Source organism: Elongatibacter sediminis, from assembly GCF_037892215.1.
Classification (GTDB): Bacteria; Pseudomonadota; Gammaproteobacteria; order Xanthomonadales; family SZUA-36; genus Elongatibacter; species Elongatibacter sediminis.
In genome coordinates this window covers 117,752-133,882 of the sequence record NZ_JAZHOG010000009.1, presented here as the reverse complement: position 1 = coordinate 133,882, position 16,131 = coordinate 117,752, and the positions used below count along the sequence as shown (strand labels likewise).

General features: G+C 65.4%; 12 protein-coding genes. 5 read left to right on the top strand and 7 right to left on the bottom strand.

All coding sequences use genetic code 11. The annotated features are described in order from the left end of the window. Positions 1 to 93: 93 nt before the first annotated feature. Together mnmE and V3330_RS13845 are read left to right on the top strand one after the other, a co-directional pair. Positions 94 to 1,515, top strand: a complete 1,422-nt coding sequence (gene mnmE, locus V3330_RS13850; protein ID WP_354696030.1) for a tRNA uridine-5-carboxymethylaminomethyl(34) synthesis GTPase MnmE — start codon at positions 94 to 96, stop codon at positions 1,513 to 1,515. Positions 1,516 to 1,519: 4 nt separating this feature from the next. After that, a complete protein-coding gene (locus V3330_RS13845) occupies positions 1,520 to 2,284 on the top strand; it encodes a hypothetical protein (protein WP_354696029.1) in 765 nt (254 codons plus the stop codon). Here V3330_RS13845 and V3330_RS13840 read toward each other — a convergent pair. Next, positions 2,272 to 2,598, bottom strand: a complete 327-nt coding sequence (locus V3330_RS13840) for a metalloregulator ArsR/SmtB family transcription factor (RefSeq protein ID WP_354696028.1) — start codon at positions 2,596 to 2,598, stop codon at positions 2,272 to 2,274. The two genes, V3330_RS13845 and V3330_RS13840, sit on opposite strands and share 13 nt — an antisense overlap. Before the next feature lie 120 nt (positions 2,599 to 2,718). Here V3330_RS13840 and V3330_RS13835 point away from each other — a divergent pair, with 120 nt between their 5' ends. Beyond that, positions 2,719 to 3,609 carry an MBL fold metallo-hydrolase gene (locus V3330_RS13835; RefSeq protein ID WP_354696027.1) on the top strand — a complete coding sequence of 297 codons (891 nt, stop codon included), beginning with the start codon at positions 2,719 to 2,721 and terminating at the stop codon, positions 3,607 to 3,609. A 25-nt stretch (positions 3,610 to 3,634) separates the two neighbouring features. Here V3330_RS13835 and V3330_RS13830 read toward each other — a convergent pair whose 3' ends face one another. The 5 genes from V3330_RS13830 to V3330_RS13810 form a co-directional block, all read right to left on the bottom strand. Beyond that, on the bottom strand, positions 3,635 to 4,696 hold the full coding sequence (locus tag V3330_RS13830; RefSeq protein WP_354696026.1) for an efflux RND transporter periplasmic adaptor subunit: 1,062 nt from the start codon (positions 4,694 to 4,696) through the stop codon (positions 3,635 to 3,637). A 3-nt stretch (positions 4,697 to 4,699) separates the two neighbouring features. Next, positions 4,700 to 8,113: an efflux RND transporter permease subunit gene (locus tag V3330_RS13825; protein WP_354696025.1), complete on the bottom strand. Its 3,414-nt coding sequence runs from the start codon at positions 8,111 to 8,113 to the stop codon at positions 4,700 to 4,702. A gap of 23 nt (positions 8,114 to 8,136) precedes the next feature. Further along, positions 8,137 to 8,535: a rhodanese-like domain-containing protein gene (locus tag V3330_RS13820; protein WP_354696024.1), complete on the bottom strand. Its 399-nt coding sequence runs from the start codon at positions 8,533 to 8,535 to the stop codon at positions 8,137 to 8,139. Between the two features lie 107 nt (positions 8,536 to 8,642). Beyond that, the gene (locus tag V3330_RS13815) at positions 8,643 to 8,909 is read right to left on the bottom strand and encodes a sulfurtransferase TusA family protein (RefSeq protein ID WP_354696023.1); all 267 of its coding nucleotides are present in this window, start codon (positions 8,907 to 8,909) and stop codon (positions 8,643 to 8,645) included. 30 nt (positions 8,910 to 8,939) lie between these two features. Then, the gene (locus V3330_RS13810) at positions 8,940 to 10,682 is read right to left on the bottom strand and encodes an aminotransferase class V-fold PLP-dependent enzyme (protein ID WP_354696022.1); all 1,743 of its coding nucleotides are present in this window, start codon (positions 10,680 to 10,682) and stop codon (positions 8,940 to 8,942) included. 219 nt (positions 10,683 to 10,901) lie between these two features. On the opposite strand from V3330_RS13810, the gene V3330_RS13805 reads away from it, so the two are divergent. Continuing rightward, positions 10,902 to 12,386 (top strand): NAD-dependent succinate-semialdehyde dehydrogenase, encoded by a 1,485-nt coding sequence (locus V3330_RS13805; RefSeq protein WP_354696021.1) that lies wholly within the window; start codon positions 10,902 to 10,904, stop codon positions 12,384 to 12,386. An 8-nt stretch (positions 12,387 to 12,394) separates the two neighbouring features. Continuing rightward, the gene (locus tag V3330_RS13800; protein ID WP_354696020.1) at positions 12,395 to 13,663 is read left to right on the top strand and encodes an aminotransferase class V-fold PLP-dependent enzyme; all 1,269 of its coding nucleotides are present in this window, start codon (positions 12,395 to 12,397) and stop codon (positions 13,661 to 13,663) included. 686 nt (positions 13,664 to 14,349) lie between these two features. Here the strand turns inward: V3330_RS13800 and V3330_RS13795 are convergent. Beyond that, positions 14,350 to 15,873, bottom strand: a complete 1,524-nt coding sequence (locus tag V3330_RS13795; RefSeq protein WP_354696019.1) for a M20/M25/M40 family metallo-hydrolase — start codon at positions 15,871 to 15,873, stop codon at positions 14,350 to 14,352. Between the last annotated feature and the right edge of the window lie 258 nt (positions 15,874 to 16,131).

Genomic DNA, 16,131 nt, shown 5'->3' with positions numbered 1-16,131 from the left:
GAACCGCGCAAGCACACGCCTGACACCGGAGTTCGCGGTGCTGGATATTCGCGGCGTTGGCTTCGGCCGCGGGCGTTCCAGTAAGCTGATGGCATGAGCGCAAACGGCTTCAATTCCCCCGGTCAACCTGGTGACCAGCCCGCTCGACAGCCGGCCGCACCGTCGCCGGAGCCAGCCGACCGTGAAACCATCTGCGCCGTCGCCACTCCGCCGGGCATGGGCGGCATCGGCGTGGTTCGGGTCAGCGGTCCCGCCACCGCCGCCATCGCACGGGCCGTTTGCGGCCGCCTGCCGGCGCCGCGCCATGCCGTGTACACGAGCTTTGCCGATGCCGGCGGGACGCCCATCGACACCGGCCTCGCGTTGTACTTCCCCGCCCCGCATTCCTTTACCGGTGAAGACGTGCTCGAACTCCAGGGGCACGGGGGACCCGTGGTGCTGGCGGGAATGATGCGGCGATTGGTTGAGCTCGGCGCCCGTCCCGCGCGGCCCGGCGAGTTCTCCGAACGGGCCTACCTGAACGACAAGCTCGACCTGGTGCAGGCCGAGGCCATCGCGGACCTGGTGGCGTCCGGAACCGAGGCCGCGGCCCGCGCGGCGCAGCGGTCGCTGTCGGGCGTGTTCTCGCAGCGGGTTGACGAGGTACAGGAACGATTGACCGCTCTGCGCGTGTTCGTCGAGGCCTCCATTGATTTTCCGGACGAGGAAATCGACTTCCTGGCAGACAGCGACGTGGTGGAGCGTCTCGAAGCAACCGCCGGAGCCATCCACGCACTGTTGGCGGAAGCCCGGCAGGGCCGAATCCTGCGGGACGGCATCGAACTGGCCATCGTGGGGCAGCCCAACGCCGGCAAGTCCAGCCTGCTCAATGCCCTGGCCGGCGCCGACCGGGCCATCGTCACCGAAATTCCCGGCACCACCCGGGATGTTCTGCGCGAATGGATCGACCTCGACGGCATTCCGGTGCACCTGGCGGATACCGCGGGACTGCGTGAAACCGGCGACCGGGTCGAAGCGGAAGGGGTGCGGCGCGCCCGCGCGGTTCTGGCCGGCGCCGACCTGGCCCTGCTGGTCGTGGATCTTACCGAGGCACCCGACCCGCAGCTGGCGCTGCTGGACGAGTTTCCCGACCTGGAACGCGCCCGGGTGGTTTTCAACAAGTCCGACCGCATGACGCGCGACCAGACCGTGCCGGCGACCGCCGTGCCCGCCACGGTGGTTTCGGCCCGAACCGGCGCCGGCCTGGATTCGCTGAAGGCCGCCATTCGCGAGTCCGTCGGTGCGGGGGAGCAGACCGAAGGGGGGTTCTCCGCCCGCCAGCGCCATGTGGATGCCCTGCGGCGGGCCGAACGGCATGTCGCCCAGGGCCGGGCCCGGCTGGTCGATGAAGGTGCCGCCGAATTGCTGGCCGAGGAATTGCGGCTGGCCCAGCAGGCGCTGGGCGAACTTACCGGCGAGATGATGCCCGATGATCTGCTGGGAGCGATCTTCGCCAGTTTCTGTATCGGCAAGTGAAGCCGTGAAGGCGTGGCGGCCACACATCCTGGCCTTTCTCTGCGGACTGCTGCCGATACTCGCCGCCCACCTCGCTTACGTCCTCAACTGGTTCGCCGGCGCGGAGCCGTTGGCCGCCGAATACCGCTGCTTCCCGTACTGGGACGGGTGCGTTTCGGTCAGCCGGGCGGTTCGCTCCGGTCCCGGGCTGGCGCTGTTCCGGGCGATGATGTTGCCGCTCGCGGCGCTGCTGGCGCTGACCTGGCTGCTGACGAGTCACTGGTTGCGCCAGTTGAACGGCGCGGCCGGTGCGGCGGCACGCCGCGTGGGTTGGACCGGTTTCATCGGCGCTCTGTTCCTGGTGCTGTACGTGGGTTGGCTTGGTACCGAAGGTCCGTGGTACGGCTGGTTGCGCCGCTATGGGGTGACGGTCTACTTCGGCCTGACGGCCCTGGCCCAGTTGCTGCTGGTCCACGCGCTGTGGCCGCTGCGCAAACTGCCTCAATCACCCCTTCCGGGCTCCGCCGTGGCCGGGTTGCTGGCGCTGGTCACTTTGCAGTGGCTGGGGGGACTGGCCTCGGTCGCCAAGCGACTGCTGGTCACCGATCCAGCCCGCATGGATCGCATCGAAAACAGCATCGAATGGGGCTTTGCGCTGGCGTTGTCGCTCGGTTTCCTGGTGCTGGGCCAGATGATGCGCCGCACCGGATATCGCCTGGACGGCCGCTTGTCGCCGACGAGGCCGGGACGATCAGAACCGGACCGGCCGCAACGGGGTCAGCGGCAGTAGATTCGGTGCAGTTCCCGAACGATGCCCAGGGCCGGGGTGTTGGCCAGGCGGTAGTGGATGGTCTGGCTTTCGCGGCGGGTCTGCACCAGACCCTGTTCGCGCAGAACACCCAGGTGCTGCGACAGGGCGGACTGGCTGAGGTGGATGCGTTGGTTGAGCTCGCCGACCGACTGCTCGCCTTCGCTCAGCACGCACATGATCATCAGGCGGCTTTCATTGGCCAGTCCCTTGAGCAGGGAAACCGCCTCGGAGGCATGCCGCTGCATGGTCTCGAAATCGAGGTCGGCGAGGGGTGCGGGAGCGGCGGCTTTCATGGGTGAATTTTATTTCCAGGTCCGCTAAATTACAATCATCTTAAATACCTCGATGGGCTGACAGATCCTCACGATGGGGCCTGTGACCGATGGGGTTGTCGACCCGGGAAACAAGACCGAATGGATATCCTGCCCTTCTACGAACCGCAAACCGGCACCTGGAGTTACCTGCTCGTGGACCCCGGCGAACATGCCGCCGCGCTGGTCGATCCGGTACTGGAATTCGACCCCGTGTCCGGCTTGACCGACACGTCGTTCGTTGACGCCATTCTCAATGCCGCGGATGAGCGCGGCGCACGGATTCAATGGGTGCTGGAAACCCACGCGCATGCCGACCACCTGACGGCCGCCGATTACGTTCGCCGCAAGCATGGTGCCCGGGTGGTCATCGGCCGCGGTATCCGCGCGGTGCAGCGAACCTTTCAACGGGTCTTCGACTTCACCGACCTGAGCACCGACGGGCGCCAGTTCGACCGCCTGGTCGACGAAGGCGATGTCATCCGGCTGGGTAGTCAAGAGATAGCCGTCATGGAAACGCCCGGCCACACCAGCGACAGTGTCACTTACCGGGTCGCCGATGCCGCCTTTGTCGGCGACACCCTGTTCGCTCCGAATTACGGCACCGCGCGCTGTGATTTTCCCGGTGGCGACGCCGGAACACTCTACGATTCCATCGTCCGCCTGCACGCCCTGCCCGACGACACCCGGCTGTTCCTGTGCCATGACTATCCCGGTGAAGGCCATCAACCGCAATGCAGGGTGACGGTCGCGGAATCACGCCGGTCCAACATCCACATTTCCGCGGATACCCACCGCGACGATTACGTGGCCATGCGCAACGAGCGGGATGCCGGTCTCGACCTGCCACGCCTGATCCTGCCGTCGGTGCAGGTGAACATTCGCGCCGGCGCGCCGCCTCCACCCGGCCCCAACGGCACCGCTTACCTGCGCACGCCATTCAACCGCAGCCTGGCGGAGCTCGTCGCGGGCACCGGCCCCGAGGCGGACTAGCCTACTGCGCCGGACTCGCCCGGGATCAATTCGGCGGCGGCGCCAGCACTTCGCCCGGCCGCAGTCCGGACTGCACCTCCACCCGGCCGCTACCGTCGGCCTGGCCCAGGCGCACGAAGCGCCGCTCCGCCGCACCGTCCGTCCACACCCAGACCATGTTCAATTGCCCGTAGGCGACGGCGAAGTCGGCCGGCACCAGAATACGCTGGACCGTGCCGGCGGGAATCATCAGCCGGGCGTACATGCCCGGCAGCAGGTCGTCCCGGTATGGCAACTGCGCCTTGACCAGAAAACTGCGCGATCCGGGGTCGGCTGCGGGAACGAGTTCTTCGATGCGCGAGGTGAGCCGCTGCTGCAGCGCGGGGATTTCCACTTCGATTTCCTGGCCGAGGACGAGTGGCAGCGCGAGGCTCTCGCGAACCGCCGCCTCGATGCGCAGTGACAAGGGATTGTACAGGGACAGCAGGCGGGTACCCGGTGACGCGGTATCTCCGGGTTCCGCGAAACGATCGATGACGCGGCCGTCGATGGGTGAGCGGATTCGGGTATAGCTGATGGCCACCTGCGCCTCATCGACGGTGCGCCGGGCGGTGGCGAGTTCCGCATTGAGGCTGTCGTGGGTGGCACGGGCCTCGTCCAGCGCGGCACGGGAAACCAGGCCCTGTGCCTGCAGACTTTCCGCCCGTTCCAGGCTGAGACGGGCCTCGGTGAGGCGGGCGGACACCGATCGGACCCGCTCCTCGGCCTGCGACAAGCGCGATTCCAGGTCGGAACGCTCCAGTTCGAGCAGCAACTGGCCTTCTTCCACGGTGTCACCGGCGCGCACGTGAATGCGCGTGATGCGGGCGATGATGCGCGAGGATATCGTCGTGGCCTGGCGCGCGCTGATGGTCGCCGGCACCGGTTCGGTCAGGGCCGTTTCCACCTCGCTCACTTCAATCGAGCCGGCCGGCGGCGCGCCGGTGGTCGCGGACCCGGAGCCGGGCTCCACCTTGTCGCGGAAAACTCCCGCCATCCATGCGACCACCAGCAGCAAGGCGGCCACGGCGGCAATCGGGAGCACTATTCGGATGGTTCGTGTACGCATGGTTCAGACCCTCGAATCTCCAGGTGCGGTGACACTCGCGGGTGATTCGGCGTCGTCGGTCGCCTCGAACACCAGCAGATAGACCACGGGGACCACCAGCAGGGTAAATGCCGTGGAGGCCACGATGCCGAAAATAATGGCCAGCGCCAGCCCGCTGAACACCGGATCCAGGGTAATGATCAGGTTGCCCAGCAGGGTGGTGCCCGCGGTCAGGAGTACCGGTCGCATGCGCACCGATCCGGCCTGCAGCAGCGCCTCGCGCAAGGGCAGACCGCCACTCCGGGCCTGGGTGATGAATTCCACCAGGATCAGCGAATTGCGCACGACGATGCCGGCCAGAGCGATCATGCCGATCATCGCGGTGGCCGTGAACAGTACCGGGTCGGGTGCATTGGCCACCACCCGCTCGCCAAAGCCGTTCATCAGCCAGAAGCCCGGCATGATGCCGATGATGGTCAGCGGAATGGAAGACATGATGATCAGGGCCAGCGCGGTGGATCCGGTCTGCAGGCGCAGCACCACGAGGATCGCGCTCAACGCGAACAGGAAAGCCAGGCCCATGTCACGGAACACCCGGATGGTGATGCGCCACTCACCCTCGCCGGACCATGACACGCGGGTACCCTCAGGCACCGTCCAGTCGAGCCCGCCGCCCGGCCGCAGATAGCTGCGCTGGTCCCAGGCCCGCTGGCCGCCGGATTCCTCTGCTGCCGGTTCCGCCCCGTCGACGAAATCCGCCTGCAGATCGGTGATCACCTCACCCGGCGTGCGGCCGTTCAACTCGGCGGTGACGTAAACCACCCGCCGCAGATCCTTGCGGTGGATGGCCTGGTCGGCGGGCAGGCTTTCGAAACGCCCCAGCTCGCCCAGCGGCACCAGCGGCTGCGGTCCGCTGTCCAGTCCGGCGTCGGTGCTTTCCTGCACGATGCCGGCCCGTCCCTTGATGCTCAAACGCAGAAAATCACCCGGATCGGCCCGATCGGCGACCGGCAGGCGCAGCTCGATCGGCAGGGGGGCGGCCTCGTGCGGCAGTTGCAGGTAACTGACGACCAGTCCCGCATTCGCCATCGACAGGGTCTGGTTGATGTCCTCGGTGGCAATACCGGACAAGGCAGCTTTCTCCTTGTCGGTGACGAAACGGCGGCGCTCCCGCGGATGCTCCACCGTCGAGTCCACCTCGACCACCAGCGGCTCGGCGCGCAAACGATCCATCACTTCTGCCGCCGCCGCGCGCTGGCGTTCATAGGGCACCAGATCCCCGCCGTACACTTCGGCCACCAGGGTGCTGAGCACCGGCGGGCCGGGCGGCACCTCGACCACCTTGATCGAGGCTCCGTCGCGGTTCAGCGGCTCCAGCAGCTCGCGCAGGCGCAGCACCACCGCGTGTGACTGGTGTTCGCGGTCGGCCTTGTCGATCAGCTTCAAACGCAGGTCGGCGACATGCGCACCGGTGCGCTGGTAGTAGCGCCGCACCATGCCATTGAAGTCCATTGGTGAGGCGAGGCCGACGAAAGCGGCCGCCGCCTGTACTTCCGGCAGCTTCAGGGCGCGATCGGCCACCTGCCCGGCCAGGGCCGCGGTGCGCTCCAGGCTGCTGCTCTCCGGCATGTCGATGACGATCTGCACCTCGTTCTTGTTGTCATACGGCAACAGCTTCAAGGGCACCAGGCGCAGGGCGGGCAGCACGGCTGCCGCCAGGAACAACGCCAGCACGCCCCACAATACCCAGCGCGCCCGCGCCCGCCGTTCCAGCAGCGGGCCGACCACGGCGCGGTAGACCTTCATTCGAGTGGGATCGGGCCCGGCGTGGGCCGCCGCGGCATCGCCGCCGGTCCTCGAGTCGACTCGCAACAGCCGACTGGCCAGCCAGGGGGTGACCAGGAAGGCCACTGCCGTGGAGACGCCCACGCTGACCGGTACGTTGAACGCCATCGGCGCCATGTAAGGACCCATCATGCCGGTGATGAAAGCCAGCGGGACGAAGGCCAGCACAATGGTCAGGGTGGACATCAGCAGTGGCGTGCGGATTTCGGCCACCGCGTCGACGATGCGCCGCTTGAGGCTGCCGCCGGCACGGTGCAGAAAGCGTTCGATGTTGTCGACGCCGGTGATCGGGTCGTCGACCAGCAGGCCCAGTGACAGAATCAGCGCGAACAGGGTGACCCGGTTGATGGTGTAACCGAAGGCCAGGTCCAGGGCGAGGGTGACGCCATAACAGATGGGAACGGCCAGGCCCACCACCAGGGCCGGTCGCAGACCGAGGAAAACACCGATGAATACCACCACGGTGATGATGGCGAAGCCGAGGCTGGCGGCTAGGTTGTTGACCTTTTCGTTGGCGGTGTCGCCGTAATCGCGCAGCACCTCGATATGAATCTCCGGCGGCAGCACCTCACGCCGCAACCCGTCCAGGTGCCGGTGCACATCGCGGGCCACCCGTACCGCATTGCTGCCGCGATGCTTGGCAATGCTGATGGCCACCATCGGCAGTCGGCTGCGTGGGCGTCCGGCATCGGTCCCGCCCTCGGCCGCATCCTCGGCGAAATCGATCCAGGTGTACTGATCCACTTCCGCCGGCCCGTCCACCACGGTTGCGATATCGCGCAGGATGACCGGCGTGCCGTCAATCACGTTGACGACCAGGTTCCGCAGCTCCTCGACACCGCGAATGAAATCGCCGGACTCGAGTACCAGTGACTGGTCACCGAAGGTCCAGTCGCCGGCGCTGAGGAGCTGGTTGGACAACTGCAGCGCCTGGGCGACTTCCAGCGCGGTCGTCTTGCGCGCGGCCATGCTCTCCGGGTCGAGCAGAATGCGCACCGTGCGCGGCCGTCCTCCCGTGACCCGGACCTCGCTGCTCTGGTCGATCTGCTTCAGCGATGTCGAAAGCTCATCGGCCAGCCGGCGCAGTTCGTACGCATCGTAACGTTCCGCGTCCTCGCTCCACAGCGCCAGCAGCAGGATCGGCACATCGTCCACCTCGACCGGTTGCACCACCCAATCCGTCACCACCTCGGGGACTTCGTCCTGATTGGAATAGAGTTTCGTGTAGGTATTGAGTATGGATTTTTCGCGATCCTCGCCGACGTGGAAGCGCAAGGTGACCGAGGAACGCCCGGTCAGGCTGGTGGAATAGATGTGCTCGACCCCGGGAATCTGGGTCAGCAGCTTTTCTATCGGAACGGAAACCTGGCGTTCCACCTGATCGGCGCTGAGCCCGGGTGCCGTAACCAGTACGTCGACCATGGGCACGACGATCTGCGGTTCTTCCTCGCGCGGCGTCAGATACAGGGCCGCGGCGCCGGCCAGCAGCGCGATGATGAAAATCGTCAGGGGTGTGCCGCCACGCAGCGCGTAGGCGACAAGGCGGTCGAAGAAATTCTCGTCCGCGCGGTTGGCCGGTGCCGGATCAGCCATGGCTGTGCCGATGCCGCCCGGCTTCAGTCGCCGGCGGATTCACCGGCTTGCGCGGTGTCCTCACCGGCGCGCTCCAGTGCATCATCGATGCCACCGAGATTCTCGACGTCCGTGTATCCGGCCGCAAGCAGCGTATCGCGTGCGAGACCGGCCCGGCGGCCGCTGCCGCAGTAAACGAGAATGGGTTCGTCCCGGGCCAGTCCGAGCTCGCGAACGCCGGCCAGGATGTCCTGATGCGGAATATGGTGCGCGAAAGAGACATGTCCGTCATCGTACTCGGCCGCGGTGCGCACATCGATCCACGTACCGCGTTCCGGCGGCGGGTTGTTGATCGCGCAAGCCGTGACGGTCAACAGGGTGAGAATCAAAAGCAGGCACAGGCGGGAGGAAACAGGGGCCGGCGTCGGGTTGCTTGGGATCATGGTATGGGCTCCGGTATCGGATGCAGTGCTAGATAAATAAATTCTAATGTAATTTCTTCTAATATAACAGGGCCGGCGCATATTACGCGTTTGGCGGGGAGACACCCTCATCCTGAGTGACGCAGCAGGAAGCGAAAAACTCCGTCCCGCTCCTCGAATTCGATCAAGGCGTGCCCCGCCATGCGGCAATAGGCCTCGAAATCCAGTTCCGAGGCCGGATCGGTGCTAAGCACCTCCAGCACCTGCCCGGCCTGGAGATCACGCATGGCCTTGCGCGTCTCGATCACCGGCTGCGGGCAGTCGAGATCGCGGGCGTCCAGGCGCCGGTCGGGCGCAGGCCTCGTCCCGCTGGTATTCACGACGCGTGGTGGCAAGGGCTCATTGCCGAGGACGTCCGCAACCGCTCACGACTCCCGGGAACAGGCGCTGGGAATGGAAAAGAAGCGCAACTGCTCGAGTTCTTCATCCAGCTTCAGTTCCGGCCCTTCAGCGTCACGCGCCAGGCTCGCGGCAATGCGCTGGGCTTCGAGCATGTAATCCGCGTAGCGCATCGCCCGTTCGGCCGCGTCCAGCGAGGTTGGTGTCGGGCCGCAGCAATCCAGCGCGGCATCCAGCGAAAACGGCTCAAGGACCACCTCACCCTCTTTATGGGTCCAGGCGCCGGTCGCCAGGTCGAAATGGTACAGGGGCAGAAACAGATGTCCCCGTTCGGCGACGAACTCGATCGCTTCGGTGATGAACTCGACCTCGTTGTCGTCCATGGTGTAGTGCAGGCTGATGCGGCACCAGCCGGGTTTGATCCCCGAATAGCCCTGCCGGATCCACTTGCGGTAGCGCTCGGAGGTGTCGTTGTCGATGCCGAGCAGCCGGTGCCCATAAGGGCCGGCGCAGGAACAGCCGGCGCGCGACTGAATGCCGAACAGATCGTTGAGCAGGGTGGTCACGAACTTCGGATGCAGGTACTTGCCGGCATGATCGCGCAGGTTGAAGGAAATGATGCCGATGCGCCGATCCGGGTCGGGGTTGCCGAGGATCTCGATCTGCGGGTGATCCTGCCAGCGTTGAAACAGGCGCCCGATCAGCGCGTACTCGCGCTGCTCGATGGCTTCCACGCCCATCGCGTCCTTGATCTGAAACGCCAGCCCCGCCTTGAGGATCTGCAACACGCCGGGCGTACCGGCCTTCTCGCGTTCTTCGATGTCGCGAATGAAGTCCTGGCTGGTGGGGCCCACGTAATCGACCGTGCCGCCCGCGCCCACCGTCGGCGGCAGGTCGGAGCGGTACAGCCGCTCATTGAAAACGAGTATGCCGGAGGAGCCCGGTCCGCCGAGGAACTTGTGCGGCGAGATGAACACCGCGTCCAGTGAGGCATCGCCGTCATACTGGTCCTGCGGTGGATTCATGTCGATTTTCACGTACGGTGCGCTGGCCGCGTAATCAAAGCAGGCGACAGCGTCGTGTCGATGCAACAGCGCCGCGATCTCGTGCACCGGCGATATCATCCCGGTCACGTTGGAGGCCGCGGAGAAGGAACCGATACGCATCCGGCCCTGGTAACGGGGGTCACGCAACAGCTCCTCCAGCGCCGCGATGTCGATGCCGCCGTCATCGGCCAGCGGCGCCTCGACCACGGTGGACAGGCCCTGGCGCCAGGACACCTCGTTGGAATGGTGTTCGTAGGGGCCGACGAAAACCACCGGCTGGTGTTCCGCAACGAAGGCCTCGAAAGCCTCGCGCCGCTCGCTGCCGATGGCTTCGTCCATCAGGTGACAAAGATTCTGCCGGGTGGCTGGCGGAAGCATCACACCGACGATTTGCTGAAATTTGTCGATGGCCCCGGTGGCGCCGGAACCGACCGGCACGATGCGGCCGCTGTCGCCGGCATTCACCGAGCGCTTGATGGACTGTTCAGACTCTTCGAGCAGGTGGGTCATGGACCGCCCGGAAATGTCGTCCTCGGTGTGTGAGTTAGCGTAAATGCGCTGCAATTGCTGCAGGTAGCGTTCGACGAAACCCAGGCACCGGCCGGAGGCCGTGTAGTCGGCGTAGACCATCAGCCGTTTGCCGAAGGGCGTGCTGATGGGCGCGTCGCAGCCGACGATCTGCGCCCGCAACGTGTCGAAATCCAGGTTCAGTTTCTTGCTCATCCGATTTCCGTGTGCTTGTGCGTGCCGCGGAACGCTGCCGCGCCCGCGGCGCTTCGACCCCATTGTAACGCCGTCCCGGCTACCGGGTCGGTCCAAGATGAACCAGACACATGGGAGTTATTAGAAATGTTCGCCCGCCCCGGCTATTGACTTTTACCTGGGCCGCAGCCAGTTTTGCCATAAGCGAACCAACCCGACCAACCAATACAGGAATACATCATGCTGGACCGGATCAAGACCTCTGTGAAGCTCGACGACCCCGACCTGCTGCGCACCCAGGCCTACGTCAACGGTGAATGGATCGGTGCCGACGACGGTGCGGAATTCGAGGTGACCAACCCGGCGGATGATGGCCTGTTGGCCAAGGTGGCGGATGTGGGCGTGGCCGAAACCCGCCGTGCGATCGACGCCGCCAATGCCGCCTGGAAAGGCTGGCGGGAACGCACCGCCAAGGATCGTGCCGCGATTCTGCGCCGCTGGTTCGACCTGATCGTCGAGCACAAGGACGATCTGGCCCGCCTGATGACGGCCGAACAGGGCAAGCCCCTGGCCGAGTCGGCTGGCGAAGTCCTGTACGGCGCTTCGTTCATCGAATGGTTCGCCGAGGAAGGCAAGCGCATTTACGGCGATGTCATTCCAACTCACCTGCCCGACCGGCGCATCCTCGTGATCAAGCAGTCGGTTGGCGTAGTGGCGGCGGTCACGCCGTGGAATTTCCCCAATGCCATGATTACCCGCAAGGCGGCCCCGGCCATGGCGGCAGGCTGCCCGGTGGTGATCAAGCCGGCCTCGGAAACGCCGCTTTCGGCGTTGGCGCTGGCCGAACTGGCCGGTCGCGCCGGTGTTCCGGCGGGTGTGTTCAACATCGTCACGACCACCCGGTCACGCGATGTGGGCAAGGAACTGACCGAGAGCCCGCTGGTACGCAAGTTTTCCTTCACCGGCTCGACCGCGGTCGGCAAGACCCTGATCCAGCAGTGCGCAAGCACCGTCAAGAAAGTCTCGATGGAGCTGGGCGGCAATGCGCCGTTCATCGTGTTCGATGACGCCGACATCGACGAAGCAGTCAAGGGCGCCATCATTTCCAAGTACCGCAACGCCGGCCAGACCTGCGTGTGCGCCAATCGGATTTACGTGCAGGACGGCGTGTACGACGAATTCGTCGAGAAATTCTCCCGGGCCGTGGCCGACCTGAAGATCGGTCGCGGAGAGGAGGAAGGCGTAAACGTGGGCCCGATGATTTCGCCCAGCGCGATCGACAAGGTCGAGGATCTGCTCAAGGACGCACTGGACAAGGGCGGCACGGTCACCGAGGGTGGTGGCCGCCACGAACTGGGTGGCCTGTTCTTCGAGCCTACCGTGGTTCGTGACGCCACCGCAGACATGGAATTCGCCCGCGAGGAAATCTTCGGGCCGATCGCGCCGGTGTTCAAGTTCGGCTCCGAGGACGAGGCGGTCGAACTGGCCAACGCGACCGAATACGGCCTGGCGGCCTACTTCTACGCCCGCGACCTCGGCCGGGTCTGGCGCGTCGCCGAGGAGTTGGAATACGGCATGGTCTGCATCAACGACGGCATTCTGTCGACCGAGGTGGCGCCGTTCGGCGGAGTCAAGGAATCCGGCATGGGCCGCGAAGGCTCCAAATACGGCATCGACGAGTACGTCGAAATCAAATACGTCACCCTGGCCGGCCTGAAGGCCTGATCGCTCCCGTGAGCAGCCAGACCGTGCCAGCCGGGACCGCCGCGTGGCCACTCGATGACGAGTTCGTGCGCGCTGGCTTTCCGGCGTTCTCCGAGGACAGCCTGGCGAATTTCGCCCACTTCGAGAACGCCGGTGGTTCCTACGCCTGCGCACCGGTGATCGATCGGCTCAATCGCTATTACCGCCAGACCAAGGTGCAGCCCTACTACGCCTTCGCGCCGTCGCGCACCGCCGGCGAGGAGATGGACGCGGCACGCCAGCGCCTGGCCGCCTGGATGAATGTCGATTCCGATGAGGTGCATTTCGGCCCGTCGACCACGCAGAACGTCTATGTGCTCGCGCAGGCGTTGCGGCGGCATTTCCGGGCGGGTGACGAGATTGTCGTGACCAACCAGGACCACGAAGCCAACATCGGCGCCTGGCGGTGCCTGGAGGACGAGGGTTTCGTGGTACGTGAATGGTCCGTCGATCCACAAACCGGCGAACTCGACCTGGCGGGTCTCGAGGCCGTCCTGACCGACCGCACCCGCGCCGTCGCCTTTACTCATTGCTCCAATCTGGTGGCCACCATCAATCCGGCGCGTGACTGGGTGCGGCGGATCCAGCAGGCCGGGGCGATGGCCATCGTCGACGGCGTCTCCTACGCCCCGCACGGCCTGCCCGATCTGCGGGCACTCGGCGCCGACGTCTACCTGTTCTCCCTGTACAAGGTTTACGGCCCGCACCTGGGGGTGATGTACCTGGCCGGTGATCTCAATGCCGAACTCCCCAACCAGGGCCATTTCTTCAACGCCAAAAACCCCACCGCGCGGTTCACTCCGGCCGGCCCGGACCATGCGCAGATTGCCGCGGTCAACGGGGTGATCGATTACTTCGAAGCGCTCTACCGGCATCATGGCGGCGAATCAGCCGAGCCAGCCGAGCAGGCCATTGACATCCGCAATCGATTGCGCGCCCGGGAGATCGAACGTGTTCAGCCCCTGCTCGATTACGTGGCCAGCCATGAGCGAATTCGTCTCATTGGCCGTGCCGACGCCCGGGAACGGGCGCCCACCGTTTCCTTCACGGTCGAGGGCATGCCCTCTTCCTGGCTGGGGCAGGCGCTGGCCGACCGCGGACTTGGGGTGGGCGTGGGGGATTTCTACGCGTACCGGCTGGTCGAGGCGCTGGGCATCGATCCGAAGGACGGTGCGGTGCGCGCCTCGCTGGTGCATTACACCTCAGAGGACGAGGTTTCCCGCCTGATCTCCGCCCTGGATGAACTTGTCACTGCCTGAGCGGTTCCGCACTCATTAAGAGCGCAACGCTCACCTGGATTACCGGGGACGGGCGAGTGCACACCGCCCGGTCGTTCGGAAGTCCGCGGTTCCGGTTCTTTCGAACCGAAACTTCCCTCGCTCCGCAACCGCCTGATCGGGGCCGCCCATACGGGCCCTCCCTGGCCCGGATGGGCTCGATTGGGCCTCCCGCCCAATCGTCCCCGGGCGGTTGCTCCACTCGGCGCTCCCACTCACGCCCGAACAGCATGCACCCACCCGTCCCCTGTGCAGTACCGGGTTTAAGGGGGGCGCTCAGGTGAAGGAGTCCAGCTTGGGCATATTGGTCTGGACAAGCCAGCAGGGCTGGCAGGAGCAAAAGGTAAGAAAAGCACGTCGGACCAATTCAGCAATCAAAGGCTGCTGGGGCTAGTGAAGGTGTTCATCGCGAGTGGGAGCGCCGAGTCACTGAGTGGTCAGGGGTCAATTGGGCAGGAAGCCCAATTGAGGCCGTCCAGGCCAGGGATGGCCTGTACGGCCGACCCCGTCAAGACCGCTCAGTGGCGAGGGAAGCCCCGGTTCGCCAGAACCGGGGCCGCGGACTTCCGAGTGATGAACACCTTCACTAGCCGCGGCAGCCCCCATTGCAGCATCAATGTCAGGACTGAAATACTACCCAAACAGCGATCAAACCAAAGAGCCCGGTGTCAGAGTTCCGTGATCACCGCCGCATAGACCTCGATGGCGTCCCAGAGATTCTGCAGGCGCAGATTCTCGTTGGCGCCGTGCTGATTATTGTCGTGGTTGGCGATCGGCAGAATCAGGATCGGCGTCTCCACCGCTTCGTACACCAGTTTGAGCGGCAGGCTGCCGCCCATCGTGGGCAGGTGCACCAGTTGACCGTCCGCCACCGCGTCGACGATGGCCGCGACTCGTTGTGCAATCGGCAGATCCATCGGTGCCCGGTAGGCCGGATAGCCGGCCTCGGTCCAGTCCAGCAGCGCGATGCGGTCGTGCTCCGCCCGCTCGGCGGCTGTCGGTGGCGTATACACGATGTGATAGCCCTGCCCGCGGATGTGCCGTTCGATCACCTCGCGCAGGTATTGCGGTGTCTGGTTCGGTACCAGCCGCAAACCGATGGAAGCGGTGGCTTCGGTCTGGATGCTGTTGCGCGCGGCCTCGCCCACATCGCCGGAGCGGATGCCGCGCAGGTTCATGGCCGGCCGCATGATGGCCAGTTCGACGCGATCATCGGTTTCGGGTGCTCCGATGCCCAGTTCGCGCACCAGGCCCTCGTCCACCGGGGGCGCGGCGTTGACGGCTTCGAGTTCGCTCAGGGAGGGCTGTACGACCTCATCGCCGTAGCCGGCGACCAGAATATTGCCTTCGCCATCGCGCATCGACGAGATGAGTTCGATCAGACGCATGATGGGATTGGGCGCCCAGTTGCCGTAGTGGCCGCTGTGCAGCGGGCGATTGGCGCCGTAGACCGTGAGCCCGAAGCCCCACGCGCCGCGCACGCCGTAATTGATCTGCGGGCGCCGGCTCTGGTGCATAGGGCCGTCGCAGAACAGCCACAGGTCCGCGGCGACGAGATCACGGTGGCGCTCCAGGATGGCCGGCAGATGGGGCGAGCCTGCCTCCTCTTCGCCGTCGAACAGTATTTTGAGGTTTACCGACAGCGGCGTGCCCGCCGCATCGAGTGCGTCCAGGGCGGTGAGCAGCGCGATGACCGGGGCCTTGTCGTCACCCGCCGAGCGCGCGAACAGGCGGGCCTCGGGATCGAAGGGCGCTTCCAGCGGCACGGGCTCACCGCCCAGCTCCACCGGGCCGTCGCGCAGCACCGGCGTCCACGGGTCGGAGGCCCAATCCGCCGCATTTACCGGCTGGCCGTCGTAATGGGCGTAAATGAGCAGTGTGGTCTCCGCGCCGGGGGTCGTCCGTTCGGCGAAGACCGCTGGCGGTCCGCCGTCCGCTTCCAACAGGCGGGCCTCGAATCCGCGTGACGGCAACAGGCTCAGAATGTGCTCGGCGTTACGGCGGATGTTTGGGGTGTCACTGGCGACATTGGGGATCGACAGCAGGGTGACGAAATCCTGGACAATGGCCTGTTCATGCGACTTGCGCCACTCCCGGGCGATGGTGACCGCGTCTTCGCTGGCCGCGGTGGGCGTCGCTGCGGAGGTCAGCAGCAGGGCAAGGATGAACGGCAGATTGCGGGCGAGGCGCATGGCGGGGACTCCTGTCGATGGCAATGGTCTCAGAGGGCTCATTGTACCGGCCCGTAACCGCCCGGCAGTCCCCTGCGTGGGGCGCTGACCCGAAAAAACTGCGCTCTCGGGATAATTTGAGCACTCAAACGGTTACAAATGCGTGATAAAAAGGTTATCCTTGCGGCGAATTTACGGTTTGCGCGACGCGCGGCAGGGCCAGCTCAGGAAATGAAACGCACGGATACGTCGCATCCGGATTACTACCACAAGGTGGTG

Excerpts from the sequence above, each read along its gene's own strand:
- V3330_RS13805 (WP_354696021.1), top strand. The coding sequence starts at position 10,902 with ATGCTGGACCGGATCAAGACCTCTGTGAAGCTCGACGACCCCGACCTG.
- mnmE (WP_354696030.1), top strand. The coding sequence starts at position 94 with ATGAGCGCAAACGGCTTCAATTCCCCCGGTCAACCTGGTGACCAGCCC.
- V3330_RS13835 (WP_354696027.1), top strand. The coding sequence starts at position 2,719 with ATGGATATCCTGCCCTTCTACGAACCGCAAACCGGCACCTGGAGTTAC.
- V3330_RS13830 (WP_354696026.1), bottom strand. The coding sequence starts at position 4,696 with ATGCGTACACGAACCATCCGAATAGTGCTCCCGATTGCCGCCGTGGCC.
- V3330_RS13810 (WP_354696022.1), bottom strand. The coding sequence starts at position 10,682 with ATGAGCAAGAAACTGAACCTGGATTTCGACACGTTGCGGGCGCAGATC.
- V3330_RS13795 (WP_354696019.1), bottom strand. The coding sequence starts at position 15,873 with ATGCGCCTCGCCCGCAATCTGCCGTTCATCCTTGCCCTGCTGCTGACC.
- V3330_RS13820 (WP_354696024.1), bottom strand. The coding sequence starts at position 8,535 with ATGATCCCAAGCAACCCGACGCCGGCCCCTGTTTCCTCCCGCCTGTGC.
- V3330_RS13840 (WP_354696028.1), bottom strand. The coding sequence starts at position 2,598 with ATGAAAGCCGCCGCTCCCGCACCCCTCGCCGACCTCGATTTCGAGACC.
- V3330_RS13825 (WP_354696025.1), bottom strand. The coding sequence starts at position 8,113 with ATGGCTGATCCGGCACCGGCCAACCGCGCGGACGAGAATTTCTTCGAC.